This is a genomic window from Paraliobacillus sediminis (genome assembly GCF_003426055.1).
In genome coordinates, this window is record NZ_QJSI01000001.1 from 619894 (window position 1) to 639701 (window position 19808).

The window sequence follows — 19808 nt, forward strand, 5'->3', positions numbered from 1 at the left end:
AATGAAGTTGCTATATTGTGCCTTTCCAAATATAATGTGAATAGATTAATTATATAGAAGGAGAATTTTTTTAATGCAAAATAGTAATTTTAAACATAAAAAAATTGATAGCATTACATTAAAAGAAAACACATATCAGATAATTGTCCCTATAAAAAAATCAATGCTTGAAAAAAGTGATGACTATTATTTTATTTTAAAAGATAGAGACCATGAGAACACTATAATTAAATTAGATTATGAGATAAGGGAAAATGTTGAAGAATTAACAATATTCAACGTTATTATTTCTGTAGATATCAATGATCAATATAAGGAACTTATCTTAAACAATACTATATTGGATTTGTATTTTGTGACACTAGGTGATGAGATCGAGAAAATCACTAGAATTAAGAGTAATACAGATAATCACCGTTTTCTAGCACTTGTTTTTTCGGAACAAACGAAAATGTTTTACCCTTTCACTACAAAAAAGGGAAATATTTCATTTAGATCCAATGAATATACTTTATTTGCAAAAGTTGATGAAGTCAATATATCTAAAAATGGAAAACTAAATATTGCTGGTTTTTTTAACTATCCTCCTCTATTTAATGAGAAAGATTATGAAGTAAATAAGCTTAATTTAGTTATCACTAACAATTTAGATGATAATGAAATTATATTACCCATGAAATGTATAGATAGAAAAGATATTTCAGAGACTATTGGAAATGATAAGTTAGAACCTTGCGGATTTCAGATTGAATTTGATCCTAGGTTATATTTACTCAAATCAGATAAAACACAATTTTTTAAATTTTACTTAGAATTAGAGTATACGCTGAATGATAAGCAGGATTTAATTCGCAGTACTCGCATAATGTGTGATTATAAAGTTAATACAAACAAGTCGATAGTAACTATTGATGGAACAAAAATGAGATTTGTTACTAAAGCTACAAAGAAATCAAGGTTTTTTTCATTCTCAGTATCTTTATATGATTTAAAAACAGAATTTAAAAGAAAATTATATAAAAATTGGGTTAAGTTTAGAAGAGGTAATACAGCATTAAAAATTTATAAATTTATATTTAAACTATCAGGAAAACTACCTACTGATAATAAACTTATTATGTTTGAAAGCTTTTTAGGAAAACAATATAGCGATAACCCTAGAGCTATATATGAGTATATGTTAAAAGAATATCCTGAGTATAAGATGTATTGGAGTGTAAATAGAAGTGACTCTGTAAAGTTTGAAGATAAAAATATAAAATATGTTAGAAGATTCTCTATTAGTTGGTTAATAAAGATGTCAAGGGCAAAGTATTGGGTAACTAACTCTAGATTACCGTTATGGATACCTAAACCAAGAAAGACAATATATTTACAAACTTGGCATGGTACACCTTTAAAAAGATTAGCAGCTGATATGGAAGAAGTGCATATGCCTGGAACAAATTCTGTTAGATACAAGAGGAATTTTCTGAGTGAAGCAAGTAAATGGGATTATTTAGTCTCACCAAATAATTATTCAAGTGTTATATTTAGAAGAGCGTTTCAATTTGATAAAGAAATGATTGAATCCGGTTATCCGAGGAATGACTATTTAATAAACAGTAATAATGAAAAAACAATTAAGGAATTAAAGAAAAAAAATAATTTACCTTTAGATAAAAAAATATTGCTATATGCTCCAACATGGAGAGACAATCAATTTTATACAAAAGGGAAGTATAAGTTTAATTTGCAACTAGATTTAGAAAGACTTAAACTTGAACTCGGAGAAGAATATATTGTAATACTACGGATGCATTACCTTATAGCAGAAAAACTTGATTTGTTGTCTTATGAAGGTTTTGTTTTTGATTTTTCAACTTATGAGGACATTAGGGAGTTATATTTGATGTCAGATATACTAATAACCGACTATTCCTCAGTGTTTTTTGATTATGCTAATTTAAGAAGACCAATGCTATTTTTTGTATATGATATTGATGAATACAAGGATAATTTAAGAGGTTTTTATTTTGACTTTGAGAAAGAAGCACCTGGTCCACTTATTAAGACAACCGGTTCACTTATTGATGAGATAAATGCAATTAAAGAAAATGATTTTGTAACTTCAACTGACCTAGATTTATTTTATCAAAAGTTTTGCTATTTGGAAAAGGGTGAATCAACGAAAAAGGTTGTAGATGAAGTTTTTAAAAAATGAATGTAAACTCAAATATTACGTTTAGATAAAGATTGTGTGAAAGGGTAATTCATATGAAGTCTACATGGCAAGTTCTTAAAGAACAGATAAAATATTTCTATTTAGTTAGAAGGCTTTCCTTATATGAGCTAAAGAGTAATAATAGTAGCAACTATTTGGGGATGACATGGGAAGTTATCAACCCATTATTTCAAATTTTAATTTACTGGTTTGTATTTGGGTATGGAATTCGAGGTGAGCGTTCACCAATAGAAATAGTACCTAATGTAGAAGTTCCATTTATAAATTGGATGCTCGCAGGTATGATAATTTGGTTTTTCTTTTACCAGTCAGTTATTCAGGGTTCTAAATCAATTTATTCTAGAATAAAAATGCTGTCTAAAATGAATTTCCCAATGAGTATTATACCAAATTATATTGTTTTTTCTAGATTTTACGTGCATCTTGTTATGCTGTTAATAACTATTATTATTATGCAAATTTCAGGTTTTAGTATAAACATCTATTATATACAATTTTTTTATTTTACCACTTCTTTATTTGTACTTGTATTTTCAATAGCGTTAATTATGTCCACCTTGTCGACAATAATTCGAGACATTCAAATGTTCTTACAAGCTACATTAAGAATGCTTTTATACTTATCTCCGATACTTTGGATAGTCGACCCTGTTGGAAATGAGACGTTAATTCGTATTATGAAATTAAATCCACTTTACTATGTGATTGAGGGTTATAGGTCCAGCTTTTTTGGGACAGGATGGTACTTTATTGAAAATTGGCAATACACGTTATATTTCTGGTTTTTAATAATGTTATTTTTTGTATTTGGTTCAATACTACATGTGAAATTCAGAAGGTATTTCATTGATTACGCATAAAAGTAGGGATAATATGGATATATCAATTTCAGTTAAAAATGTTTCTAAAATATACAAATTATATACTAACAAATCTGAAAGGATTTTGGATTTAATTATGCCTAAAAGTTATGGAGAAGAATTTTGGGCACTAAATAATGTTAGTTTAGAAGCAAAAAAGGGTGACATTATTGGCTTTATTGGAGTGAATGGATCGGGAAAATCCACTCTTTCGAATATAATTGCTGGCATTGTGCCAGAAACTAGCGGAGATGTAGAACTTAATGGGCAGGCATCTTTAATAGCAGTATCATCTGGTTTAAAAGGCGATTTAACAGGAAAACAAAATATTGAGTTGAAATGTCTTATGTTAGGGTTTTCTAAAAAGGAAATTCAAAAATTAGAACCAGAAATTATAGATTTTGCAGAACTAGAACAGTTTATAAATCAGCCCGTAAAGAGTTATTCTAGTGGAATGAAATCGAGGTTGGGATTTGCAATATCTGTAATGATAGACCCGGATATATTAATTATTGATGAAGCACTTTCGGTAGGTGACAAGGCCTTTGCTGAGAAAAGTCTATCCAAAATGAAAGAGTTTAAGGATAAAGGCAAGACAATGATTTTTGTAAGTCACTCCTTAGGTCAAATGAAAGAATTTTGCGAGAAAATTTTGTGGTTGGAATATGGTAAGGTAAAAGAATACGGTCTAGTAGAAGATGTATTACCAAAATACGAACAATTTTTAAAAGAATTTAAAGAAATGTCAAAAAAAGAAAAAGAAGCATACAAAGAAAATTCACTGAGCGATTGATTAAATACTCATAAATAATTACTTAATCCCTGTCTAAATTAGTTTAGACAGGGATTATTAATGTGTATTTGGTGTAAATTTCTAATTGCGAACATTGTATATTCGTGTAATAATATACAGGAATGTGTTTTATATAGGTAGATATAAATAGATAGATTAGTAGAGAGGTGCTTTTTTAGTATGTCCAACAACGAAGTGAATATTATGGGTATCTCTTTTTTTAATAGGAGTAAGAGAAGCTTGTTTGAAGATATTATTTATCCTAGTTTAAAAAGACAGGAAAAAAGATTTATTGTAACTGCTAATCCGGAAATTGTTATGTTAGCTAGGGAAAACAAGGAATATAGAACGATTATCGAGAAAGCGGATTATATTATTCCAGATGGTGCTGGAATTGTAGTTGCTTCTAAAATATTGAAACAGCCGGTAGAAGAGCGCATACCAGGGTTTGAAATAATGACTGAAATGATTGGACACGCGGAAGAACAAGGTTTAAGCTGCTACTTTCTGGGCGCGCATGAAAGAGTAGTTGATAAATTTATTGATAGAATTAAAACATTGCACCCGAATTTATTAATAGCTGGACATTATCACGGTTTTTTTGATATAGCAGATCGTGAAATAGTTGATACGATTAAAAAGGCAAAGCCAGATATGATTTTTGTTGCACTAGGTTCGCCAAGACAAGAGCAGTGGATTTCCACCTATTACCACGAATTTGATAAAGGTTTTTTTATGGGTGTTGGTGGTAGCTTTGATGTTGTAGCGGGTAAGGTGAAACGAGCACCAGAGGCTTGGATTAAACTGAATTTAGAGTGGTTATATCGACTATTGCAGCAACCATTTCGTTGGAAGCGGATTTTAAAAGTGTTTGAATTTATGTTTCGAATTGTTATAAGAAGATATTAAAAAGGCTTAGGAACTTTGTTCCCAAGCCTTTATTTTTATTCGATAGTTTGTGTGTCAGTTTGAGTAGAAGAACTACTTAATCCCAGATGTTCTTTTAAAATTGCTTGTTTTTCTGCTACATCAGCTTCATCTAGCTGGTAATAATAAGCGTCAGTTACTAAATCAGAACCTTCTAGACTTAATGTTTCGATATCTAGACTTCCTGCACTTCCATAGGATACAAAACTCTTAATCTCATTGAATGTCATATTGGTTGTCATATTATCCCCAACAGCCTGCATCAGGTTATCAAGATTCAATATCGTATTAAAAGAAACAGAACGATCTACAATTGCTTTGATGATTTCTTGTTGACGTTTACCACGCTCAATGTCATTATCTTGTTTTCTAGTTCGAGCTAATGCTAGAGCTTCTTCGCCATCTAATAACTGCTCACCAGGCATAAGATGAATAGCACCTGCTGTGTCTTCAGAATCTTGCTCATACAGTTCGTAAGGGACATCTACTTCTATTCCATTTAATTCATCGACTACATCAATAAATGCATTGAAATTAATCTTCACATAATAATCAACAGGAATATCGAATAATCCCTCAACAGTTTCTAGTGTAGATGCTACCCCGCCAAAAGCGTGAGCATGGTTGATTTTTGTCGTGTAACCAAGGTCAGGTATATAAACGTAAGAATCACGCGGGATACTAACCATCTTGACAGACTTATCGTCTTTATTTAATGTAGCTAAAATCAAAGCATCTGTTAATTCATTACTTTCATTGTTAGCCTCACGTTTTTCACTTTGGTCAACACCGATAAATAGTATAGATACGTCGTCAACAGTGGGATCTACATCACCATCACGAAGACTAGATCCATTTTCTCTGCCATCATCTTCGTATGATTCTGCTGCAATATCACCAGCCTTACTCAACATAACCGCACCGTAGGTTACACCAGCACCTAGTAAAACTACTATCGGAATGAGTATATATAAATAACGTCTTCTTTTTTTGTTTTTGCGGATCTTAATTCGCGATTTCGTTTTATCCTTAGCCATACCTTTATCTCCTTTTTAATAAATACACATTAAATCCTATTTTACTACTATTTTGTGGGATGGTAAATTAAATTTGTGTAACAAATTGATGTGAATTGTAATAAAATACCGTTTGTCAGTTTATTAGTGGTTTAAATGATAGAGATTTTTAACTTCGTATTTTCTAGTATAATATAGTTGCAAGTGTAAAGAAATATAAATATAACAATATCTTAGGTAATTTCAATTGTATTATATGGTAATATACGTGTTAAATAAATTAATTAATGAAAGAGGATAGATAAGATTACATAGAGGTGACTTTATAACATTCTATTAAAGTCGTTACATCATTCTTTTTGAACGCCTTTAACGCGTGTTGAATCCTCAACTGGGTTAATAATCACACCCAATGTGATTATTAACCATTGCATCAGTCCGATAGCATAATTATTTTGGAATAGTGTTGATTCAAAATTCATGTACACTAAGGTTGCAATAAAGAAACAGGCCGATAACTTTGATTCAAAGGTAGTTAAATTCCGTAGCAACAGTTTCCAAATACTAAAGAGTAATAAAAGGAATAAAATTAATCCTATAACCCCAGATTCTAATAAGATTTGAATATATTGATTATGAGAAGTGTGAGCTGGTGAAGTAAGTCCTCTAGCATCAATACCAATACCGTAACCAAAAAATGGCTTGTCGTATACATATGGAAGTAACTGTTTCCAGATTTCATTACGACCACTGTAGAAGGATTTATCTAATAAATTTAAAGAAACTTCATTTAAAAACTGACCTATTTTTGTGTTTTCTAATTGAACATAGATTAAAATGAATCCAAAATTTAAAATTAGCCCTATCGAAAAAATCTTAGAAAACACCTTTTTTGAGTATAAGAGTATTAACATGGATAAAAGTATGATTAATATAGATAAAAAGACAGATCTAGCACTCGTTGTGTATATTAAAAACAAATTTATACAAATTAATAAACCAAAATATGAACGACCAATATATGAACTGTATCTAAATGTTAGTAGCTGCATGTATAATATACAGAATAAAACGATAGCTAGACTATTTGGGTTTTTGGAAATACTTTGATAACCATCAAATATAAGCTCAATTAATAGCCAATTTAGAAAAACAAGCCAAATGATGCCAGAAGTTATATGTGCAAAAAGTTTGAGATATTTATGTTGCCATTGATTGTGTGAAGAAATAAGAATAAATGATAGTGTACTTAACAACGCAAATAAATAAGAAAAGGAATTATTTTCAGCGCTTATGAAAAAAGTAATTATATAAATAATAAAGTACATAGCACTATACAAATACAGATGAAACAGTTTATCAATATTATGGTAATTATGTAAGATGTAATATATAAATAAGCACAAAAAGAAAAGAAGTGAAGCCATTATTGATAATGTCCCTACTTGATGTAGCGCTTCGTGTGAAGTCAGTGCTAGTGTATTTACGATTAATAAACTACATATTAATATATATGTGAACCTTGAAAACTTTAATGATCCGTTATCGGAATTATTCATAGTCACTGCTCCTTGTTTAAATAACGAAACTTTTATAAATGGTAAAGGAGTATTTATGTAATCTAATTTTAAATAGTATTTTTATCTTAAGCGTTCTTACATCCTAGATTGGAATTAACTGTAGTATAGAACGCTTAATGTCAGTATCTTGATTTTTCATAAACACATTAAACACTATTTTACTACTACTTTGTTTGAAGGTATATTAAATTAGTGTAAAAATTTGTTAATAATTTAAATATTATTACTATTTGTTAATTGATTAGTATTATATGGTAATATATACATATTAAATAAATTAATGAAAAGGGGATGCATAACACCAATGAAAATAGCAGTTGCAGGAACTGGTTATGTTGGTCTTTCGAATGCAATCTTATTAGCGCAATATAATGAAGTAGTCGCATTAGATATTATCGTAGAAAAGGTAGATATGATTAATCAAAGGAAATCACCAATTGTTGACCAAAAAATTGAGGAATATCTAACGGAAAGAGATCTGAATCTCACTGCCACAACGGACCCTTATACAGCATATGTTGACGCAACGTACGTTATTATTTCAACGCCAACAAATTATGATCCAGAAAAGAATTTTTTTGATACGAGCACAGTTGAAAAAGTAATTACGGATGTTTTATCAATTAATCCTGAAGCAACAATGGTCATTAAATCAACTGTTCCTGTAGGATTTACAGAAGAAATGAGGATTAAATTTGACGCAAAGAACATTATTTTCTCACCAGAATTCTTACGTGAAGGTAAGGCGTTATATGACAACTTGTATCCTTCTCGAATCGTTGTTGGGGAACAATCAGAGCGAGCAGAGATATTTGCTAACCTTTTAAAGGGCGGAGCATTAAAAGAAGATATAGATATATTATTTACGAATTCAACGGAAGCAGAAGCAATTAAGTTGTTTGCAAATACGTACCTTGCCATGCGTGTGTCGTTTTTTAATGAACTAGATACATATGGAGAAATAAGAGGTTTGGATACGAAGCAGATTATTGAAGGTGTCGGACTAGATCCGCGTATTGGCACGCATTATAACAATCCTTCATTTGGTTATGGTGGTTACTGTTTGCCAAAAGATACGAAACAACTTTTAGCTAATTATCATGAAGTGCCGAGTAATATGATGGCAGCAATCGTTGATGCAAATAGAACAAGGAAAGATCATATTGCAAACAGTATTCTAGCTAGAAATCCTAAAGTTGTAGGGATATATCGATTAACAATGAAAACAGATTCAGATAACTTTCGCCAATCTGCAGTTCAAGGTGTGATGAAACGGATTAAAGCAAAAGGAATTGAAATTGTTGTATACGAACCAGCGCTAGAAGAAGATGAATTTTATAATTCAAAGGTAATAAACGACTTGAATGAATTCAAACGTCTTTCTGATGTGATCGTTGCAAATCGCTTAACAGAAGAATTAAAAGATCAAGTAGATAAAGTATATACGAGGGATTTATATAGTAGGGACTAATTTATAGCTAAAAAAGTACGCTCTGATTATAGAGCGTACCTTTTTAGTTATGCTGTCCGTCCATTTTTAAACAATAAGCTAATGTAAATCAGCATGGATGTTACAACAGAAAGTGCTGAAACTAAGTAAATGAAGCTATATCCAAAGCTTGCGGCAATTAAGCCAAATGTCATCGCACCAACACCGACACCAAGGTCAAAGGAGGCGAAGAAAGTAGCATTAGCCATTCCTTTTCGGTTAGTAGCAGCTTCATTAATCGCCCACGCTTGTAAGGCTGGTTGAACACTTCCGAATCCTAGACCATAAAGCGCAGCGGCTACATACAAAATGAGTGAGTTTGGTAGCCAAACTAATAAAAGCATTGCCGCTACAATCATTGCTGTTCCTGGAAGAAATACCGCAATATGACCCTTTGCATCATACAGTCGACCTGCGAAAGTTCGTGATACCATTAAGAATAGGGCATAGATAAGAAAGTAAATGCCAATTCCTTCAATACCCTTTTGTGTTGCATATAGAGGTAGAAAAGAAGCAATACCACCAAAAGTTACTGTAATGAAAAAAAGTAGGATCGCTGGTTTGATTGCACTTTTTTCAAAGATATCGAATTTAACAGTAGTTGCTTTATGTTGTGATGCTTCGATTTTTTTGTAACGTATGCGTGTTGATAATAGAAAGGAAACAAAACCAAGCGACCCTGCGATTAAGAACAGTTGTGGGAAGCTTATGATACCTACTAGTGTCAATCCTAATGCTGGACCAAATGCAAGCGCTAGATTGCCAGACAGTCCAAAATAGCCCATACCTTCTCCGCGTCGTTTAGGTGGAATTAAATCTGTTGCGATTGTTCCAGTTGCAGTGGTAGAAAATCCCCAACCAACTCCTTGAACCATGCGCATCACAATTAGAAATCCAATGCTTGTAATAATTGAATAGGAAGCGACGGATAAAACAAAGATTCCGAGCCCAGTCATATAAACAAACTGCCGCCCTTTTGATTCAAGAGCATGTCCAGCATATGGCCGGAATAATAGTGCGGAAAAAGTAAAAACACCAGTAATTAAACCAATTAATTGATCACTTCCACCTAACTCTTGTACGAACAGAGGAATAGTCGGTAAAGTCATTTGAAATCCAAGGAAAATAAAAAAGTTCGCCATACATATCAAAGCAAAATCTTTCGTCCAAATCTTATCTTCATTTATTGCCGTCTTTGATTGTGTCCGTGCATTATCTGCCATAATTTTAATCCTTCTTTCTTTCGGCACTCGAAATATATTATACACAAGATTGAAGGCTTTGTTAACTAGATCGGCTGATAAGTCTGGAAATTGTCAATTTTGGCTACAAAAGATGATCGTTTGCTGAGTCGATGCGAATCGGGCGAAAAATCGAATAATCAGGCGAACACAGGCTGAATCGGGCGAAAATCCGAATAATCGGGCGATCACAAGCCGAATCGAGCGAAACCACAATTAATCAGTCGAACGCTAACTAACTAAAGTCAGTCATCTAATAAAGACTGAAGTGAGTAAACAATGCCTTTTGTTTTACCAACGTAAGTCAGTTTCATATTGGCTAGCAGGCGCTTGACGACATGGCTCGATTTTATTTGCAAAAATTCTCTAGCTTGTTGATTCGTGATAGTAGGTCCATATAATAGTGCATATTCTTTCAATGCCTGGATATGTGCGTCCCTATTTTTCTCCTTACAGGTGGGGCAGATCCAGTAGCCGTGCGCACGATTCATGATTACCCTCTTACATAAAGGACACCAAACGCCATTTTTAATATTGTGCTTATTAATCTGATACTTCTCAATAACAAGATACGTTTTAGGCGTATGGTTATCTTTCAGCATAGTAGCAAGTCTCTTAAGCTTCTCCCTCGTATAATGATTAACTTGGTGTTGTTGCAAAAGTTCCTCTATTCGGAGCGGAAGGTGATGGTTGTCGACGATATCAGGTTCTCGCTGATTGAATTGAAGTATCACATTGGGATGGGTGAATGACACGAGTGTATGAATGGGTATGGAGGGGAATCCCTGTCTCGCAATGTATCTTTCAAGATGCCTTTTTTGGATAGCGGCTTGGTGGAGTGGGCTTTTGTAGCTTTTCTTTTCTCCATCAAGTGTTCGAATCATTTGGTCCGATTGATTTAGTGTGATTTCTCCTTTGAAGTTTTTAGCTTCAATAATAATACCCATTTTAGGCGTTAAGAGTAAGGCATCAATCTGGAAATAGTCATTCAGCCAAGGTAGTCGTAAGTCATACAAAATCAAAGCCGTGTTTAAATTCAGTAATTGAAAGGGATAAGCGAGAGACGCCTCGCCATAAAATCCACTAGAATACTTTCCGAATAAGCTATCTAATTGCTGGAACGATCGATCACGCTGTAACAGCCTGGGTATAAGCACTTCTAACTGTTTGAGTTCTGACGTTTTTTTGTAGCGGTTTGGTAATCAAGATTTAACTCCTCTCTATTATGAATAACTTTTTGGAAGCACCACAAATAAAGCGCTTCCAAAAAAAGTTATTGACTCAATGTATCCAAATGATAAGATGATGTTTTTGCAGTACCACTTTGCTTTATATTTAAACTGGTGAATAAGCTGGTTACAACTTTAGCGGATTCCACTTGTAAAAAGTGACGCGCCTCTTTGTTTGTAATCGCGGTCCTATAAAGCAATTGATATTCATGCAAGGCTTTGATATGCGCACTATCAGAACGATTATTGCACGCTTTACATTTCCAATAGCCATGTTTGCGGTGCATCATTTCTAATTTGCATTTGAGACACCATACGCCGTTTCGAATATCGTGCGCTGGAATGTGATGCTTATCAATTAAATTATAATTTTTGGCTCTGTGTTGGTTTTTAAGTTGATTGGCGAGGTGCTCTAGCTGGTCGATTTGATAGAAGCGTTTTTGATAGATGGAACGAAGTGCGGTAATGCGCTTAAGTAAATACTTAATGTGGACCATATCATCAAAGTTTCTATCAAAGTTTAACATTACTTTAGGGTGTGTAAAGGTAACAATAGGGTGAAGCGGTATCGGAGGGAGTCCGTGTTGTTCTAGGAATTGGTGAAGGTGTTCAATCTGGATGTTTGCATCACTTAACGGATTTGGGACCGTTATTGTTTCGCCATTATTCGTGTATGTAAATTTTCCGATTGTATTAAAGTTTAGTTCGTTTTCAACATGTACAACGACAATCAAATATAAGACATATGGTGTGATAATGAGTGCGTTTAAGTTGAAGTAGCTACCGTCTTTTTTAGGAAGACATAGATTATAGCATACGTACTTTTGATACAAATCTTTCTCAAACAGCAAGTCATTTAAAACTTTGGTACCTAGATATGCATGTGAGATCCGCTTGCGATGATAATGTAACTTTTGGTAATTTGGATTTCCATGATTCAATCTCGGTATGAGCACATCCAATTGTTTGTGTTCATGCGTCTTCGTATTAGGAAAAATGATCAGTTTAATTGCCTCCTTTCCTGCTATTATGTTTATTATTATAAGACAATAATCCAAATGAATCTAGGAATAAATACAATATTTTAACAAATTTTTATTTACTGAACTTAAATACTAATCCAACAAAAAAAGGCTCCATATTTCGGAACCTCTCTAATTAAACCATCCTTTACGTTTAAACCAAGCATACATCGTAATTGACATCACAGCCATTACAATAAGTACGATTAAATAGCCATACTTCCAATCAAGTTCAGGCATAGTCACAAAGTTCATACCGTAAATACCAGCGATAAATGTTAACGGGGCAAAGATGGACGTGATTATTGTTAAGACTTTCATCACTTCATTTGTTTGGTGCGAGTTTAATGATAAATAATTATCACGGATATCATTGGCAACTTCGCGATTAGATCCAACCATTTCCGATAATTTAATCAAATGGTCATAAATATCAGCAAAGTAGACTTTACGATCGTTGATACCACTTAAATGACTTGAGTTTAACATCCGATAAAACAAATCACGGACTGGATTAATCGTGTGCCGTAACTGTAAGAGTTGATGTCTAATATCAAATAATTTATCAAGTAGTATTGGCATTGCCTCTTGATTTGAATTATCTTCTACTTTATTAAGCTCATCCTCAAGCGCATAAACAATTGGAAAATAGTGATCCACTATTTTATCTAACACTTCATAAAATACGCGATAAGGATCCCACAAGGCTACATCATTTTTCTTTACATTTGCTAAACGCTTCCAAATACTTTCAATCTCTTTGGATGCTTGTTTATGAAACGTGACGATATAGGTAGGATTAAGGAAAAAATCGTGTTCATGTTGTGTTAAATTATCTGGATCAATTGCATGCATGATAAAGAAACTAAAATCATCATAATAATCTAATTTAGCGCGTTGTAAGTTTTGCAGACAATCTTCAATTGCTAATGGATGAAAGTGTAAGCTATCATGAAGGTACTGCACTTCATGATCACTTGGTTGATCAAAGTCAATCCAATACCATTTAAAGTCGGCTTGTTTAAGTGCATCAAGGCTATTAAGTTGGACTATTTCATTGTTGTTAGTTATAGCTACAATATGTATCACTGACTATCACCTCTAAAAATAGTCTAGTATAGCTATTAGAAATAAACAAGTAATCAAGTAATGAATTAATTAGAAACTCGCTTTTTTTATTATTGCGCGGACTGCTGCTTATTCTTTATGTAGGTATCGTAGGAGTTCATAAATTGATAATAATCATAGTCGGACATAATAATTTTTATGCCGTATGTATAATCATCTTTTTTGTTCGTTTGTTCCTTCCAAATCACTTCGCCAAAAATGTGATTGGTTGGTGCGAACAATCGTAAATTCATTATTATATTATCGCCAACTGAGAATGCGTTAGAACTAGAAAAACGCAATCCTTTGACGCTTAATTCATGCAAACGAATCTGACTGTTTGTTTCCAAATTTATTTCATCATGCAATACTTTAATCTTAGCCTCTGTTTCAGGAGAATCTGAAAAATGCGCACGAGCATGACTTCTAGACAATGTGTTCCCTCCTTTTTGGATATTTCAGTAACGTTTTTAGACTACCTATAAACTGGCATAAAGTCAATGGAAACAAGAAAAAATTAACATAAAACAGCCTAAAAGTGACATATGAACTAATTATAATTACTATAAGCTAGTAAATAATAAAAATACAAGATAACATGGCTACATTCATGGTATGATAAAATTACGTTTAGCTAACAAAACAGGGGGAAAAAGTCATGTCTGATTTATCCATTTTTCTATTTCTAGCGGCTATTATAGTGTTAAGTGCGCTTTACACTAGGTTGCGAAAAAAGGTCGGCTCAAGTTACGTCCAACAAAAATTACAAACGTTAAATGAGAAAGAATACAAAATAGTCTCAAGTTTTCAACTACCAGAAGCCGAAAGACTAGATCATGTCGTTGTTTCGATATATGGCGTCTTTTTGATTAAAAGAGAAAACTATAATGGTTCTATTTATGGAAAAGAAACAGATGAAGAATGGCTTTTTCAAGTGAAAAAGAAGCAGACACCATTTATTAATCCATTACCTGCAAGCAAGCAAACAAAACAACATGTAGCAGAATATTTACAGCTAGATGAAAAGTACATCACGCCTATTGTTGCTTTTTCAAACAAAGCGATTCTAGCAATTGATCCCACGCTACTAAAGACTAAAACCGTCGTGCTATATGATGAAATTGTCGCACGTATTGCTTCGCATAAAACACCGCGTTTGAGTAAGGAACAGGTAACGAAACTAACCGAGAAATTACAAGAAGAGAAAAAGGCTCACTCAAAGTGAAGCCTTTTCTAATGGGATTTTTAATTTATGCAAGTCAATAATGCGTTGATTGCTACTACCTCGAAAGGAAAGTGTTAAGTCTTTCTTCGCTAAGATAAACGGACCATCTACTAGTACATCGCAATAGGAAAGCAATTCGCGCTGATGAACATCTTCTGCATCTACCAGCTGTTCGAGTGTATAGCCACTATATGCCCAGATATTTTTTCCTGAATCTTTTAAAAGACGCGCAACTGCTGCAACTTCTTTCGCTTGGAAAAACGGCTCGCCTCCTGAAAGGGTCACATCTGTTAAAGGATTACTAGCGACCTCTTGAATGACTTCTTCAACAGACATCTCTGTACCATTGCGCATGTTCCAACTAGCGGGGTTATGACATCCCAGACAAAAGTGAGGACAACCTGCAAAAAAGATAACCGTCCGTAATCCTTCGCCATCAACAACGGAATCGTGAATAATATTCATTACTCTCATTGATTGGTGTCCTTGCTGCTTGTTTGGTGTTTAACACGTTGGCTTTCCTCGGCACGTTTGGCAGAGTTCCATTTCTTCATGTCACCAACAAGGTAACCAGTGATTCGTCTAATACGTTCGACTTTTTCTTGATCGCTATTGTGACATTTTGGACATGCATTATCAATGATTCCGGTATAGCCACAGCTTGTACAACGATCGACAGGGTGGTTAATCGATCCATAGCCAAAGTCGTTCATTGCCATCGTTTTAACAAGTGTATCGAGTGCTTTGGTATTTTTTGAAACATCGCCATCACACTCAATATAGGAAATATGACCACCATTACATAACTTGTGAAAGGCACCTTCCTTTTTAATCTTATCAAGTGCTCTAATTTTGTAATAAACAGGTACGTGATATGAGTTCGTATAATAATTCCGATCGGTTACACGCGGAATTTTACCGAAAACAGCTTGATCATCTCTGGTAAACTTTCCTGACAAACCTTCTGCAGGTGTTGCAATTAATGAGAAATTCAGGTCGTAGCGTTCTGCGGCTAGATCAACGAACTTACGCATATGCTCAACAATACGGTAACCTAATTGATATGCTGCTCCAGACTCACCATGATGTTCACCAGTAAGCGCAACAAGTGCTTCAGCCAATCCAATAAAGCCGATACTTAATGTACCATGTTTTAAAACCTCTGTTAACTGATCATTAGCTTCTAATGTATCGCTATCTTTCCAAACCTGCTGTCCGTACAAAAAGGAGAAATGCTGTGCTTGTTTTTTCGATTGAAACTGATAACGCTCGAGTAATTGTTTAACCGCAAGTGCCATATAATGATCAAGCTTTTCGAAAAATGCAGCCTCATTATTTGTTAGTAAAGCCATTTTCACTAAATTAAGCGAAGTAAATGATAGATTCCCACGTTGGATACCTGTTTCATCGCCATGTCGATTAGCCATCACCCGTGTGCGACATCCCATATAAGCAACTTCTGATTCAGGTGAACCGTCATAATAGGGATGATTAAACGTTGAATCGATAAAGCTAAAGTTCGGAAACAGACGTTTAGCAGTCGTTTCAAGAGCTAATTGATACAAGTCATAGTTCGGCTCATTCGGTTCAAAATTAACGCCCTTTTTCATTTTGAAAATTTGAATCGGGAAGATAGGTGTTTCACCGTTACCAAGACCTGCTTTCGTCGCAAGCAAAATATTCTTCATTACCAAACGGCCTTCAATTGATGTGTCTGTTCCATAATTAATTGATACAAATGGCACCTGGCCACCACCACGCGAGTGCATGGAATTACAATTATGGACAAATGCTTCACAAGCTTGATAAACATCACGATCGGTTTCGTTCCATGCAATCTCTGCTATTTCTGCTCTTGTATAACTTGTTGCATAGCTAGACAAACGTTTTTTATTCTTCATGAATGTTTTATGTACATATGGTGCAAGGTCGTAATCGAACATCGGGTAGCTTTGTCCGCCGTGTTGCATGTTTTGATTGGACTGAAAAATAATTGACGCTAAAGCCATCGCACTTCCAATATCATTCGGTTCACGCATATAGCCGTGTCCGGTATTAAAACCACCATTTAAAATCATCCCTAGTGGAATTTGGCAACAAGTTGTCGTACCAGTTGGCATGAAATCAAGATCATGTGGATGAATGAAATTATCTGTAATTGCTTGCGTAACATCCACGCTGAGCATCTTTTGTTTGCCATAATGTTTTGCTGCTTCTGACCCGAATTTCGACATCTGTCCCATTGGTGATTGTCCATCGACATTGGCATTCTCCTGGATAAGATCTTGATTACTTGCGTTAACAATGTCATCTAACGATTGTAATAGCTTGTCCACTGTTTTTGTATATGTTTGCATCCTTAATTCCTCCAATTACAATATATCGTATTTATCAATACATAAAATCTATATATAGTACCTGGAGAATATCTTAGCATGAAATCAGATCAGAAAACTGTGAGGAATATCACAGAAAAGCATTTTTTTACTTCCTAAAAAAAGAAAGAACGGATCCAGTGGCTAACTGAATCCGTTCCAATAAAGAAGGTGTGCTTATTGCTGTACAAATGTTTGACAATCAGTTTCTTTTTGGTTTGCAGCATGTTTGCCGTGGTGGCTTACTACATAGATGGCATCCGCGCTGCAATGATTCCCTTTCGCCCAGTACTTGCAATTGTGCACTTCACATAGAACGTCTTTAGCCAATGCGCCCACCTCCTATGCAAGTAGTTTCTGAAAACAATCAAAATAAATGCGTGTTAGATATTGACAATAAGTCTTAAAATCCGTAAAAACTATTTTCTAATTGATATAAAATACTATCACCAATGATTAATAAAATGATCGTCATTGCAACGTATGTCAGAACAACCCCGTAAAACACATCGAGACCACCAGTAACAGGTGCTTTTTCTTTTATAGAAAAGATAGTTGCTAAACTCGCTATACTAGCAAGGCCCATAGAAACGATTAATAAAATAATACTAAAGTCGTCAATGCCTAAAATGGCAAATAAAACAGCGACTAAAGCTGTGGTAGTTGGTAACACCATCACGATCCCAAAACGAGTCATAACGTTGATAAAAGATACATCTGCTTTCATTAACTTTGCGACACCATATTTAACTGCAAGTAGTAGTGCGAAAAAGATAACGAAAATAAAGAATGGTTGTACTACCATTTCAACAAATGGCGGTCTGAAATAAGACGATAAGCTGATATAAGAAAACAACGGGATCAGTAAGGAAAATAAAATCAATGTAATCATAGCGTTAATCTTATTAGCAGGACCAGCATGTTTGCTTGCTGCGAAAGGATTTGCTAACGCGCTAGGAATGAAGTTCCAATACTGTTTGCTAATTTCTTTTCCTTGTTGCACATAATCAGGTGTTTGCTTAGCTGTTGTTCCTGTAGATTGAACAGGCTCTGTGTTACTGTTTTCTGTCTGTATGTGATCTATTTTAACCCCACAGCTTGTACAGAACTTTGCGTCTGACTCAAGTGATGTTTGACAATTTGGACAATTCATTTTCATTTCCCCTATTCATTATTAATTTGTTTCGACGACACGTTCGACTGTGTTTTCATCATCAAATGACCAAAGGCCAGCATAATCCTCTACTAACCAGATACCTTCTTCGGCTTGATATACGAATGTGATTTCCCATTCATTAATCTCCTCTTCGGTATCTATCTCTTCATCATCTAGATAGTAGGTTGCTGCATCATCGTAATAAAGTGCAGCATCTACACTTAATTGATATGTATCATCTGTTTGATACAAGTAAAAACTATCTGAATCAATAATTGCTTTTTTATATGTCCCTTTCCAACGTTTATCATAATCTTCCATATAGCTATAATTACTATCATCTTCTTCGGCTATAAATGCATCTGTTGCTGTCGTGAATAAAGAGGCATCCAATGCTTCATTAGCTAGTGCAAAATCTTGTCCAAATGTATGGATGGTGTTAATGATGTCTGTTTGCATTTCTTCGGTAAAAGGATTCGGTACAACTAAATCAATATAGCTATAATCAATCGGTGTTTTTTCAGTTGTTGCTTCTCCCCAAGGGAAAGTCAAGACAGCGTGAGCTTCCACTGAACCATCTACTGAAACAGGACCAAACGCTTCATCTTCTGCTATGTCTAGTTCGGTATCATTAACAAAGTAGCTAATTGAATCAGCGATAGCAGCATATTCTGTGTCAAAAGAAACGTATTCTCCATACAGTGAAAGGTCTACATATTGATCTTGATGGTAAGGTTCTAACAAATCAATGGTAGACTCATTCTCTAAGACGGCATATTCGTTATTATAACTTGAACTTAACGTATATACGCCAGGTAAAACTGGTCCATACTCTTTCGTGAAATCATCTGAATCACTCGTTGCAATTTCCTCTTCACCAAGAAAAAGTTTCGCATCAGTCATGTTCGTACCAACTTGAAAATAAAACGGCATAACCTCGATAAAATAATTATCATAGATAAGAGCGGTCTTTCCTTCTTTTTTAAGTGAAAAAATCGTGCTTGATTCTAGTGTTTCATCCCGTTCAAAAGCATCTGCCTGTGACTCAAGTTCGTTAATAAAATACTGTTGGGCAGAAGGTGTTTCAGAAATCAACGTTAACAGTTCAGAAACTTTCTTTTCCGTGATTTCTAAACGTTCATCACTCGTTTGTAGCATGCTTGCAATTGTTTTTGCATCTTCTTCATGTAATGCTGTTTCAAATTTTTCAATGATTCGATTCTTATCCGTTATCTTGGCACCGACTTGATGTCCACCAATTAAAAGAACAAGTAAAGCTAGTACACTAATCGCGATTACTTTTTGCTTTTTTGTTGCTTGTTTTAGCTTGGTTCCCAATGTTGATCGAGCAGAAGGTGCTTGTTCACTAACTTGCGGCTGCGTTTGCGTTCCACAAGCTGAACAAAACTGTGCGTCATTTTTAAGCTCATGCCCACATTCTTTACAGTAATGCATCATTGTCATCCTCTCATTATAAGATTGTCATACAATTTTTAATTATAGCGTAAATAGGTAAAAGAGACCATATAAAATTGTCGATATTTGCTGAATAAGGGAATAATGT

The 19808-nt window shown here is 34.1% G+C and carries 18 protein-coding genes; 6 read left to right on the top strand and 12 right to left on the bottom strand.

Going from position 1 to position 19808, the window contains the following annotated elements; translation table 11 throughout:
- Positions 1 to 73 precede the first annotated feature (73 nt).
- The 4 genes from D2K60_RS02740 to D2K60_RS02755 all read left to right on the top strand — a co-directional run bounded on the left by D2K60_RS02740 (position 74) and on the right by D2K60_RS02755 (position 4786).
- Positions 74 to 2203, top strand: coding sequence for a CDP-glycerol glycerophosphotransferase family protein (locus tag D2K60_RS02740; RefSeq protein WP_117168454.1), 2130 nt, complete (start codon positions 74 to 76; stop codon positions 2201 to 2203).
- 53 nt (positions 2204 to 2256) lie between these two features.
- Positions 2257 to 3084, top strand: coding sequence for an ABC transporter permease (locus D2K60_RS02745; RefSeq protein WP_117168455.1), 828 nt, complete (start codon positions 2257 to 2259; stop codon positions 3082 to 3084).
- A 13-nt stretch (positions 3085 to 3097) separates the two neighbouring features.
- On the top strand, positions 3098 to 3877 hold the full coding sequence (gene tagH, locus D2K60_RS02750; protein WP_117169088.1) for a teichoic acids export ABC transporter ATP-binding subunit TagH: 780 nt from the start codon (positions 3098 to 3100) through the stop codon (positions 3875 to 3877).
- Positions 3878 to 4117: 240 nt separating this feature from the next.
- Positions 4118 to 4786, top strand: a complete 669-nt coding sequence (locus D2K60_RS02755) for a WecB/TagA/CpsF family glycosyltransferase (protein ID WP_240335222.1) — start codon at positions 4118 to 4120, stop codon at positions 4784 to 4786.
- Positions 4787 to 4821: 35 nt separating this feature from the next.
- Here the strand turns inward: D2K60_RS02755 and D2K60_RS02760 are convergent, their stop codons facing one another.
- On the bottom strand, positions 4822 to 5841 hold the full coding sequence (locus D2K60_RS02760; protein ID WP_117168457.1) for an LCP family protein: 1020 nt from the start codon (positions 5839 to 5841) through the stop codon (positions 4822 to 4824).
- Positions 5842 to 6170: 329 nt separating this feature from the next.
- Positions 6171 to 7379 (bottom strand): O-antigen ligase family protein, encoded by a 1209-nt coding sequence (locus D2K60_RS02765; protein WP_117168458.1) that lies wholly within the window; start codon positions 7377 to 7379, stop codon positions 6171 to 6173.
- Positions 7380 to 7704: 325 nt separating this feature from the next.
- On the opposite strand from D2K60_RS02765, the gene D2K60_RS02770 reads away from it, so the two are divergent.
- Positions 7705 to 8871 (top strand): nucleotide sugar dehydrogenase, encoded by a 1167-nt coding sequence (locus D2K60_RS02770; RefSeq protein WP_117168459.1) that lies wholly within the window; start codon positions 7705 to 7707, stop codon positions 8869 to 8871.
- Between the two features lie 47 nt (positions 8872 to 8918).
- On the opposite strand, the gene D2K60_RS02775 is transcribed toward D2K60_RS02770, so the two are convergent.
- From D2K60_RS02775 to D2K60_RS02795, 5 genes are all read right to left on the bottom strand, one after another.
- Positions 8919 to 10112 (bottom strand): MFS transporter, encoded by a 1194-nt coding sequence (locus D2K60_RS02775; RefSeq protein WP_117168460.1) that lies wholly within the window; start codon positions 10110 to 10112, stop codon positions 8919 to 8921.
- 263 nt (positions 10113 to 10375) lie between these two features.
- Entirely contained in the window at positions 10376 to 11287 is a 912-nt protein-coding gene (locus D2K60_RS02780) for a nuclease-related domain-containing protein (protein ID WP_117168461.1), read from the bottom strand.
- Between the two features lie 116 nt (positions 11288 to 11403).
- Entirely contained in the window at positions 11404 to 12300 is an 897-nt protein-coding gene (locus tag D2K60_RS02785) for an NERD domain-containing protein (RefSeq protein WP_162880671.1), read from the bottom strand.
- Positions 12301 to 12513: 213 nt separating this feature from the next.
- The gene (corA, locus tag D2K60_RS02790; RefSeq protein ID WP_117168463.1) at positions 12514 to 13470 is read right to left on the bottom strand and encodes a magnesium/cobalt transporter CorA; all 957 of its coding nucleotides are present in this window, start codon (positions 13468 to 13470) and stop codon (positions 12514 to 12516) included.
- 89 nt (positions 13471 to 13559) lie between these two features.
- Positions 13560 to 13922 (bottom strand): hypothetical protein, encoded by a 363-nt coding sequence (locus D2K60_RS02795; RefSeq protein ID WP_117168464.1) that lies wholly within the window; start codon positions 13920 to 13922, stop codon positions 13560 to 13562.
- Positions 13923 to 14146: 224 nt separating this feature from the next.
- Between D2K60_RS02795 and D2K60_RS02800 the strand changes: the two genes are divergently transcribed.
- Positions 14147 to 14713: a nuclease-related domain-containing protein gene (locus D2K60_RS02800; RefSeq protein ID WP_117168465.1), complete on the top strand. Its 567-nt coding sequence runs from the start codon at positions 14147 to 14149 to the stop codon at positions 14711 to 14713.
- Here D2K60_RS02800 and nrdG read toward each other — a convergent pair.
- The 5 genes from nrdG to D2K60_RS02825 form a co-directional block, all read right to left on the bottom strand.
- Positions 14705 to 15187 carry an anaerobic ribonucleoside-triphosphate reductase activating protein gene (gene nrdG, locus D2K60_RS02805; RefSeq protein WP_117168466.1) on the bottom strand — a complete coding sequence of 161 codons (483 nt, stop codon included), beginning with the start codon at positions 15185 to 15187 and terminating at the stop codon, positions 14705 to 14707. The two genes, D2K60_RS02800 and nrdG, sit on opposite strands and share 9 nt — an antisense overlap.
- Positions 15184 to 17070: an anaerobic ribonucleoside triphosphate reductase gene (locus D2K60_RS02810; protein ID WP_117168467.1), complete on the bottom strand. Its 1887-nt coding sequence runs from the start codon at positions 17068 to 17070 to the stop codon at positions 15184 to 15186. Before D2K60_RS02810 ends, nrdG begins: the two co-directional genes overlap by 4 nt.
- A gap of 195 nt (positions 17071 to 17265) precedes the next feature.
- A complete protein-coding gene (locus D2K60_RS02815) occupies positions 17266 to 17418 on the bottom strand; it encodes a DUF1540 domain-containing protein (protein ID WP_117168468.1) in 153 nt (50 codons plus the stop codon).
- A gap of 73 nt (positions 17419 to 17491) precedes the next feature.
- Positions 17492 to 18241, bottom strand: a complete 750-nt coding sequence (locus D2K60_RS02820; RefSeq protein WP_117168469.1) for a zinc ribbon domain-containing protein — start codon at positions 18239 to 18241, stop codon at positions 17492 to 17494.
- Positions 18242 to 18262: 21 nt separating this feature from the next.
- Positions 18263 to 19702: a zinc ribbon domain-containing protein gene (locus D2K60_RS02825; protein ID WP_162880672.1), complete on the bottom strand. Its 1440-nt coding sequence runs from the start codon at positions 19700 to 19702 to the stop codon at positions 18263 to 18265.
- Positions 19703 to 19808 lie beyond the last annotated feature (106 nt).